The organism is Promineifilum sp. (SeqCode) (assembly GCF_041918635.1).
GTDB lineage: Bacteria > Chloroflexota > Anaerolineae > Promineifilales > Promineifilaceae > Promineifilum.
This window is the reverse complement of sequence record NZ_JAYRVJ010000582.1, coordinates 1-9,037: the sequence shown is the minus strand read 5'-3', so window position 1 is coordinate 9,037 and position 9,037 is coordinate 1. Positions and strand designations below refer to the sequence as shown.

The window sequence follows — 9,037 nt, the reverse complement described above, 5'->3', positions numbered from 1 at the left end:
GGCCGCGCTCTCCAATAATAAATCGCCGCCGCTGGCCTGGGCTAATTTCTGGACGACGGCCAGGGTGGCGCTATTGTCGCCCAGACCGGGGATAGGCCGGCGGCCCGCCAGATAGTCGCGCGAGTCGAAGACGCGCCCCCGATCTTCCAACTGAATGCCCACGCCCGAATCGGTGAAGGCCACGTCTACCATTCGCCCGTTGCGCCCCTGGCCGGCCGGGGCCAGTTGGGCGCGCAGGCTCACGTCGCCGTCCTCCGCCGAGGCGCGACAGGCGTTCTCCAGCAGGCTCAAGACGAGTTGCCGCAGCACGGTCTCCTTGACCGACACCAGCGGCAGGTCGTCGCCCAGCGCCAAATCCAGGGTCAGGTTCTTGCGGCGCAGGATGGGTAAGACGGAGGTGGTCGCGCTCTCTACGACGGGGGCCACGGCGGCCTGGGCCACCTGCGGCCGGGCGGTCGTCGGCTGGCCCGGCGCTTGCTGCTGCATGGTGACCGCCGCCGACTCCGCCTGCCGGGCGCGCTCTTCAGCCGCGGCCAGCAGCCGGCGCGCCTCGGCCAATTCCAGGATGAGCCGCTCCCGCTCCGCGTCGAGCTGAAGAGCGGGACGGAGCGCGGGAGCCAGCGGCGCGACCGGCCGGGCCGGTTCGCCCTCCACGCGCTGGCTGTTGGCGATGGCCTGGGCGATGAACGCGGCCAGGCCGGGGATGATGGCCCGCTCGCGGTCGGTCCAGTTCGGCGTGGTAGGCGGCGCGGCCACCAGCAGGAAGCCCAGACAGCGCCCGGCGATGATCAGCGGCTCGACGAAGACCGGCCCCAACGCGCCCACGTTGAGTTGCTGCGACAGTTCGTGCACCTGGCGCGCGCCAACGCCGCGCGGCAACAGCTCAATGCCGCGCTGCTGTTCATGGGCCAGCCGGAAGGCGGCGTGGTCGGCCAGGTTGATCTGCCGGCCATAGGTTGTGTCGCGCGTCGTGGCCGGTCGGGATTGGCCGAACAGGACGCGCTGCGGGTTCTTCTCGTCGATGAGGCCGATGGCGGCGAATTGCGTCGAGATCAGCCCGGTCACCATCTCCAGCGCCTGCTCCAGCCGCGTTTCGGGCAGGCGGGCGCCGATAACGCCGGTTGAGAGGCGCAGATTGCGCGCCAGTTCGGCCGACCGCGCCCGCTCCGCTTCGGCCGCGGTCATCAGGTCGCGCAGACCGTCGCGATAGGCCAGGACCGCCCAGAGCGGAAAGGCGACCAGATAACCCAGGCGCAACCAGTAGATCACGTCGGTGCCGGAGGGCACGAACTCGGGGTAATTGAAAAAGTTGGCGACGTGCGCCAGCAGAACGACAAAGAGGATGATCGGCCGGAGCGTCAGCCGGTGGTTCCGGTCGCGCACCACCCACACCATGCCCACGGCCAGGAGCGCCATTTGCAGCACGCCCCAGACGTAAGCCTGGGCCGTGCCGATGTAGGCGCTGGTCTCCGTCGCCCGGCTCTGCCAGTCCTGAAAGAAAAAAAGGTAGAGGACGGCGACGATCACCAGACTGACCAGCAGCACCCCATCGGCCAGCCGCGGCCGATCCATCTCGAGAGCGGCCAGCCCCCACACCATCAGGATCACCGTCGCCGTGTCGATGGCCTGTTCCAGCGGCGGCAGGACCACACGGGCGCGCTCCGGGCTTTGATCGACCAGCAGCGCCACGGTCAGCAGCACGAGCCGGGCCAGCAGGATGCCGCCCGCAGCCAGCGTCATGCGCCGCGCCGCCTCGTCGTTCGGATCGCGCTGCCAGCGGGTATAGGCCAGCGCCAATACGACCTGCAAGGCGAAGAGCGTCAAAAGGTGGTAGATGACGCTGCCCGGCGGCTGGCTCAGCAACTCGATAATCTGCTGCAAGATGACCATACGTGATGCGGTTCCCGGCCGCGGCGCCCGCCATCGCCGGCACGCGCGGGCCGCCAGATACCTGTAGGATAGCAGAAACGGCCGCCGGTCGCTATGAACAAGTCGTTAAGGTGCGCGGCCGGCCATCGGGCCGAGTGGCAACCGCGCCAGCAGCCAGGGCAGCAGGAAGACGAACGGCACGCTGATGAAGTGGGCCCGCACCTGGTCGCCGTCCAGTAGAAAGACGCGCAGGTGGCCGTAGATGAGCACCGACAGTTGCGACGTAACCAGAAACCACCAGCCGGCCCGCAGCCGGTAGTGGGCAGACCTGACAGGTGGGGGCGTCGCGGCGACGCTCCCACCTGTCAGGTCTAAGTGCGCGCCGGCGTCGAGCAGCAGCCACGGGAAGGGCCAGACGGCATACCAGACGCGGAAGCTGAGCGCCTGCGTTACGTAGCCGAAGAAGACGTCGGCCACGCCGCGCAGCGCCGGCCGGCCGCGCCAGCCCAGCCACAGCAGGCCGGCGGCCAAGACCGCGAACAGCAGCCGGGCGACAGCGCCGATGAGGTCAATCGAGGGGCGTTGATCCAGGGCGAAGTAGACCCAAACGGCGGGCGAGAAGCCGGCGCTGGCCGTAGCCTCGCGCGCCAGGCGCAACGCCAGGTCGAAGGGCGTCCGCAGCCATCCTCCCGATCCCACCCAGGGCAGGAAAGCCAGCCAGGCCAGCAGCAGCGCCCCACCCACGCTAATCGCGGCGAATCTCAATGCCCGCCCGTTCAATCCCGCCCCCGCGGAGTGCGCATCCTCAGATGCGCATCTTCGCCACAGCCAGAGAAAGAAGAACGGCAGCGCCAGCGCGGCCACCGGCTTGGTCAACGGCGCAAGGGCCATGACCAGGAAGCCCCCCGCCGGGCGGCGGCGCGCGACCCACAGCCCCAGGACCAGCCACAACAGCATCAGCGCGTCGTTGTGGCCGTTCAGCGCGAAGGTCAGCAGCAGCGCCGGATTCCAGGCCCACAGCGCGGCGTAGGCCGGGCGCGCCCGCCCCGGCGGCAGCAGCGCCCAGATGAGCGCCGCCAGCCCCAGGAAACAGGCCAGCGCCAGCAGCTTGAACAGCCACACACCCAACAGCAGGTTATCGCCGCTGAGAGCCGTCACGCCCGCCGCCACCAGTTCCCACAGCGGGCCATAGGGCGAGGTCTCGCCCGCCCACTCGCCGGCCAGGGGCATGAAAGGGTCGCCGACGAAGGTGGCCGGCGGGGCAACATAGGGGCTTTGGCCGTAGACGCTGGCGACGCGCCCGCGAATGACGTAGCGGTACACGTCGGTGGCATTGATGGGGTAGGCGGCCAGCAGCGGCAGAGCCAACAGCAGCGCCGCCCCGATGAGCAGGGCCAGCGCCGCGCGATCCGTTCGCGCCAGGCCGTCGCGCAACCGGCGCAGGGCCAACAGGTGCAGCGCGAACAGCAGCATCAGGAGCAGCGCGTAGGCCAGCCCGCCCAACGCCGTTGGGGCAAAGGTGCGGATGTCGGCCGCCGGCGCGCGGCCAACGTTGGGAGCCAGCGGAAACCAGCGCCACATCAGCCCATAGCCCAGGGCGCTCAGGGCCAGGGTGGCCCACAGGGGCAGGCCGCGCCGCCCGCCCGCGTCACTTCCCGGCGTCGCTGGGCTGCGGCTGCTCGACAAGGCGCTCGCCTTCCTCCACCGGTGACTCGCCGTCGGCCCGCTGCGTGTCCAGGGGGACGACCAGCGTCACCGTCGTGCCCGTCTCCGGCGTAGACTCCACGCGCAGCGAGCCGTCAATGCGCTCGGCGCGCTCGCGCATGTTCACCATGCCCAGGCTGCCGCGCGTGCTGTAGTCGCGGTTCACGTCGTAAGTGTCGAAGCCCACGCCGTTGTCGTGGACGGCGGCGACAAAGAGGCCCTCCGTCTGCCAGAAGCGCACCTCGATGAGGCTGGCTTTCGAATATTTGCGGGCGTTGTTCAGCGCCTCTTCGATGATGGCGAAGGTGACGACTTGCGCCGACTTGCTGAGCACGCTGCCCGTCTCGCCGCCGATCAGGCGCATCTCGATGCCGTCCGACTCGCCATAGCGGCGCAAGAGCGCGTCGACGGCCACCCCCAGCCCCTGCGTCTCCAGCACCAGCGGGCGCAACGTGAACAGCATGCCGCGGATCTCGGTCGAGGTCTTCTTCGCCAGCGTCTCGACCCGCTGAATCTCCTGTTTGGCCCGCTCCGGGTCCTGGTCGATCATCGTTCGGGCAAAGCCCAGGCGCATGGCGATGGCGGCGATGCTCTGCGTCGGCCCATCGTGCAGGTCGCGGGCCAACTCCTTGCGCGCCTCCTCGTCCGCCTCGATAAGCCGCTGCTTCTCCGCCTCCAGGTGTTGGTAGAGTTGGGCGTTCTGGAGGGCGACCACCGCCTGGTCGCCGACGGCCTGGAACAGGTCAAGATGGTCTTGATCAAACTGGACGGCCGTATCCGTACCGATGACCATCGCGCCAAACATCTGGTAGCGGGCGCGCAAGGGGATGCAAACCGCGGTCAGGCATTCGCGAAAGGCGTCATAGACGCGCAGTTCCGGGTCTTCCTGGGGGTTGTTGGTGACGACGACGCTAGCGGAGGCCAGCGCCGCGCCGACTGCGCCCTGCTTGCCGGCGATAGTGCGCTGGCTGTCCTCGCCCAGAAAGCGCCGCCGGGCGATAGCCCGCAGCTTGTTGTCCTCATAGAGGAAGACGGCGCCGACCAACGACTCGCGCGGGATGCCCATCTCATCCAGGGCCAGGCTGCACACGTCGAGCGACTGTTCCACCACCCGCTCAAAGCTGAGCGTGGCGCTCAGCGTGGAGGCCATGCGCTGGAGCGACCGGACGCGGTTGTCGGCCGCGCGCGACTGGCGCAACTCCCGGCCGACGCGCTGATTCACGTCGCGCCGCAGACGCAGGCGGGCCTGACCCAACCCATACAGGGCCACGACGCCCAGCAGCAGGGTAAACAGCGCCGCCAGCGCCAGTTCCGGCAACCACTCCCCTATCGGGCGCATGCCGAAGACGGCAAACACCAGCACGAACAGGCCGATCTCCAAAACGATCAGCAATGCCAGGGTGATGATGACCAGACGGTTCAGGCGGGCGATGCCGTGGTCAATGGTGGTGTCTATTGAATCATCCATGCTCTACGGTAGAACGGGTTTCTTAACCCGTTCTTGTCCCCACAGGTTAAGAAACCTGTACTACGGGCTTAAGTATAACCCAGCATCCTTACAGCGTCGGTAACGTTATAGCGACCTGACAGGTCTGAACGGGGCCATCGTGGCGCGCCTGCCAAAATATACCAGATCGTCGCCATTGTTCACCATCCGCCGCGGGAGCGCTATAATGGGCCACCAGACGAGGATAAACCTATGAAAGCATTCGTAACCGGCGGCACGGGTTTCATCGGCCGCAGCGTGGTTCGCCAACTCCTGGCCCGCGGCTATCGCGTCGCGGCGCTCACCCGGTCGGAGAGGGGCGCGGCGGCGCTGCGCGAAATGGGCGCGCAGGTCGTGCCCGGCGACGTGACCGACCGCGAGTCGATGCGCGCCGCCATGCGCGACGCCGACGTCGTCTTCCACATCGCCGCCATCTATGACTACTCCCCCGCCGCCAAAGCGCAATCGGAGGCCATCAACGTCGAGGGCACGCGCAACGTCCTGGAATTGGCCCACGAGTTGGGCGTGCCCAAGATCGTCTACACCAGCACGCTGGCCGTCTTCGGCGACACGAAGGGGGAGCTGCCGGACGAGACCTACTACACCGAGGGGCCGTTCCTGACGGAATATGACCGCACGAAGTGGAAGGCTCACTACGAGGTGGCCGAGCCGCTCATCGAGCAGGGCGCGCCGATCATCATCGTCATGCCCGGCGTGGCCTATGGCCCCGGCGACACGAGTTGGCTGGCGGAAACGATGCGCCTGTTCCATCGCGGGCTGTTGCCCATTGTGCCCGGCCCGGAGAGCGTCGCGACTTACGCCTACGTGGACGACATCGCCGAAGGCCACATCCTGGCCGCCGAGAAGGGGCGGGTCGGCGAGTGCTACATCCTGGCCGGCCCGGCCGTGCCGCTGGGGGAGATGGTCGAGTTCTGGTCGCAACTGACCGGCCGGCGCGCGCCTCTCTTCGGTCTGCCGGCGCGCTTCCTCCGGCCGATGGCCCCCGCCGGGCGCGTCCAGCCGGCGCTGTCGCTGCCCACCGTCTTCGGGCCGGACATGATCGGCTCGCTGGGCGTCAGCTACGCCGGCCGCTCCGATAAGGCGCGGGCCGAACTGGGCTGGCGGCCGCGGCCGTTGCAGGCGGGCATGCTAGAGACGTTCGAGTGGATCGCCGCCACCGAGCCGGCCGACGCGGGCGCGCGCGAGAAGCGGGCGGCCGGGCTGATCCTGCTCGCGGCGCTCGTCCTCGTCATTCTGTTGCTGCGCCGGCGCGTGGAACGGGTTTCTTAACCCGTTCGCCCGGTCTCTGCTCCCAAGTGTGCAGGGCGATTTGGCAAATCGATAGGCCGCGGAGAGGCCATTTGACGAATCGCCCTACAATTAAGCGGCCTGTTCTACCCCCGCCATCAGCAACCCCAACTTCTCCGGCGTCGCCTCGGCGCGGGGCACGTCGCCCATGATGCGCCCCTCGAAGATGACCAGAATGCGATCGGAGAGGGCCAGGACCTCGTCCAGGTCTTCGGAGATGAGCAGCGTGGCCGCGCCCGTCTGCCGCTGCTCCAGCAGCCGCGCGTGGACGTACTCCGTTGCGCCGATGTCCAGGCCGCGCGTCGGTTGGGCGGCGATGATGACCTGCGGCTTGCGCGACAGCTCCCGCGCCAGGATGAGCTTCTGGATATTGCCGCCCGACAGGCTCTTGGCCGGCGTCTCCAACGAGGGCGTCTTGACGTTGAACTCCGACACCAGCCGGCGCGACGTCTGCCGGATGCTGCCCCGGTTCAGGAAGCCGGCCCGCGCGTAAGGCGGCTGGTCGAACTCGCGCAGGATGACGTTCTCGGCCACGGTGAAGTCGCGGATCATCCCGTCACGCATGCGCTCCTCCGGGATGTAGGACAGCCCCAGAGCCATGATGCTGCGCGGCGATTGGCCGGTCACCGTCCGGCCGCCCAGCGCGATCTCCCCCTGCGTCACCGGCCGCAGCCCGGCCACGACCTCCGCCAGTTCCCGCTGCCCGTTGCCCGAGACGCCAGCCAAGCCGACGATCTCGCCGCCGCGCACATCGAACGTGACGCCGCGCAGCGCCGGCCGCTCCTGGTCGTTCTGGGCGTGCACGTCCTGCACCTTCAAACGAATCTCGTGCGTCTCCAGCGCCGCCTTCTTGGGCTGCGCCGCCAGCGGCCGGCCAACCATCATCTCGGCCAATCCCTGCTTCGTCGCTCCCTTCGTGGACTGCGTGCCGATGGCCCGGCCGTCGCGCAGCACCGTCACCCGCTCGGACAGTTGCAACACCTCGTGCAGCTTATGGGAGATAAAGATGAGGGCGTGGCCGTCCCGCTTCATCTGTTGCAACGTCACGAAGAACTCATCCACCTCTTGCGGCGTCAGCACCGCCGTCGGCTCATCCAGAATGAGCAGCGCCGCGCCGCGATAGAGCGCCTTGATGATCTCCACCCGCTGCTGCTGGCCGACGGACAACTGCCAGACGTAGGCGTCAGTGTCCACCTGGAGGCCGTAGAGCGCGGCCAACTCGTGGATGCGCGCCGCCACCCGATCCAGATCCGTCCGCACGCCGCGCGACGACTTAAGGCCCAGCGCCACGTTCTCCGTCACCGTCAGCGTCGGCACGAGCATGAAGTGCTGGTGGATCATGCCGATGCCCAGGCGGATGGCGTCGGCCGGCGAGTGGATGGCGACCACCTCTCCATTCAGGCAGATTTCGCCCTCGTCCGGCGGCTGAAGTCCATAGAGGATCTTCATCAGCGTGCTCTTGCCCGCGCCGTTCTCGCCCAGCAGCGCGTGCACCTCGCCGGAGCAAACGTCGAAGTCGATGCGGTCATTGGCCAGCACGCCGGGGAAGCGCTTGGTGATGCCGCGCATCTCCATGCACTCAATGCGCCGCGTGCCGGAGGGGAGGAGGTCGTCAGTTGTAGTCATGGTTTCGTGTCCACTGCCAGGGACTAGGGGCCAGGTTCCAGGGGCCAGGGAAGAGCGCTCTTCCCTGGCCCCTGGTCCCTGGCACCTAGCACCTATCTTACTCGCTCGGCCCTTCCATGCCTTCCAGCAGTTGCGGCAGGTACCATATTTCGTCATCGGTCGCCACAGCGCCTTCGGCGATGTAGGCTGTGCCGTCCTGCAGGTTGATGGGGCCAGTCCAGACGTTGATCTCGCCCGAGGCCAGGCCGGCGATGAACTCATCCAGGCTGGCCTGCATCTCCTCGGTCATGGCCGGGCCGCTGACCCAACCGACGTTGGTCACAGCCGGGTCGGTCAGGTTGTCCCAGTCGGCCGGCAGCCAGTCCCATGACTGCTCCCACGTGCCGGCGGAGACGGCCTGCGCCGTCGCCAGGTAGGACGGGCCCCAGCTGAAGAAGGGCACGCCCAGGCAGACTTCCGGCGCGAGGTCGCAGGCGGCGACGTAGTCATAGGGGATGGCGAAGACCGCGTCCCCCTGACCGGCGCGCTGCCCGGCGATGTCGATCGCTTCGGTCGTGTCGATGCCGCTCAGCACCACGTCTGTGCCCGTATCGAGGAAGTTGGTCACCACTTCGGTCGGGTCCTGCGTGACGCCGGGGATGTTGAACCAGAAGCCGATCCACGTCACCGTGAAGCCCAGGTCGGCCGGGTCCTGCTGGCGATAGTTCTCGTAGCAGTAGCGGGCGCCCAGGTAGGCGGCGGCCGTCAGACGGCGGGTCTCGAAGTTGATCAGCGGCCCCAGGTAGCCGATGTTACCGGTCTCGGTCGCCAGCGCGGCGGCGCACCCGGCCACGGCCTTCATGTCTTCCATGCGGCCCATGATGTTGCCCAGGTTCGGCGGCGCTTCGCCCGTCTTGGCGTCGTCGCCGGAGACGTTGATGAACGTGATATCCGGGTACTTCTCGGACACACTCAAGGTGTCTTCCTCGAACTCGTCGGACGTGGTGAAGATGAGCGTCGCGCCATCGGCGACCATGTCATCGACCACGCCTTCCAGCGTCGCTT

The 9,037-nt window shown here is 67.9% G+C and carries 6 protein-coding genes; 1 reads left to right on the top strand and 5 read right to left on the bottom strand.

Going from position 1 to position 9,037, the window contains the following annotated elements; genetic code table 11:
* The 3 genes from ACE3UY_RS17325 to ACE3UY_RS17315 all read right to left on the bottom strand — a co-directional run.
* Positions 1–1,890 (bottom strand): sensor histidine kinase (locus ACE3UY_RS17325; protein ID WP_374688742.1); only part of this gene is annotated, 1,890 nt, incomplete at its 3' end.
* 105 nt (positions 1,891–1,995) lie between these two features.
* Complete coding sequence (mptB, locus tag ACE3UY_RS17320) at positions 1,996–3,555, bottom strand: polyprenol phosphomannose-dependent alpha 1,6 mannosyltransferase MptB (RefSeq protein WP_374688741.1); 1,560 nt, start codon at positions 3,553–3,555, stop codon at positions 1,996–1,998.
* Positions 3,518–5,041: a histidine kinase gene (locus ACE3UY_RS17315; protein WP_374688740.1), complete on the bottom strand. Its 1,524-nt coding sequence runs from the start codon at positions 5,039–5,041 to the stop codon at positions 3,518–3,520. The genes mptB and ACE3UY_RS17315 overlap by 38 nt, the downstream gene beginning before the upstream one ends.
* A 231-nt stretch (positions 5,042–5,272) precedes the next feature.
* On the opposite strand from ACE3UY_RS17315, the gene ACE3UY_RS17310 reads away from it, so the two are divergent.
* Positions 5,273–6,349: an SDR family NAD(P)-dependent oxidoreductase gene (locus tag ACE3UY_RS17310; RefSeq protein WP_374688739.1), complete on the top strand. Its 1,077-nt coding sequence runs from the start codon at positions 5,273–5,275 to the stop codon at positions 6,347–6,349.
* Positions 6,350–6,439: 90 nt separating this feature from the next.
* Here ACE3UY_RS17310 and ACE3UY_RS17305 read toward each other — a convergent pair whose 3' ends face one another.
* Complete coding sequence (locus tag ACE3UY_RS17305; RefSeq protein WP_374688738.1) at positions 6,440–7,993, bottom strand: ABC transporter ATP-binding protein; 1,554 nt, start codon at positions 7,991–7,993, stop codon at positions 6,440–6,442.
* Positions 7,994–8,090: 97 nt separating this feature from the next.
* On the bottom strand, positions 8,091–9,037 hold a 947-nt coding region (locus ACE3UY_RS17300), incomplete at its 5' end, for a BMP family protein (protein WP_374688737.1).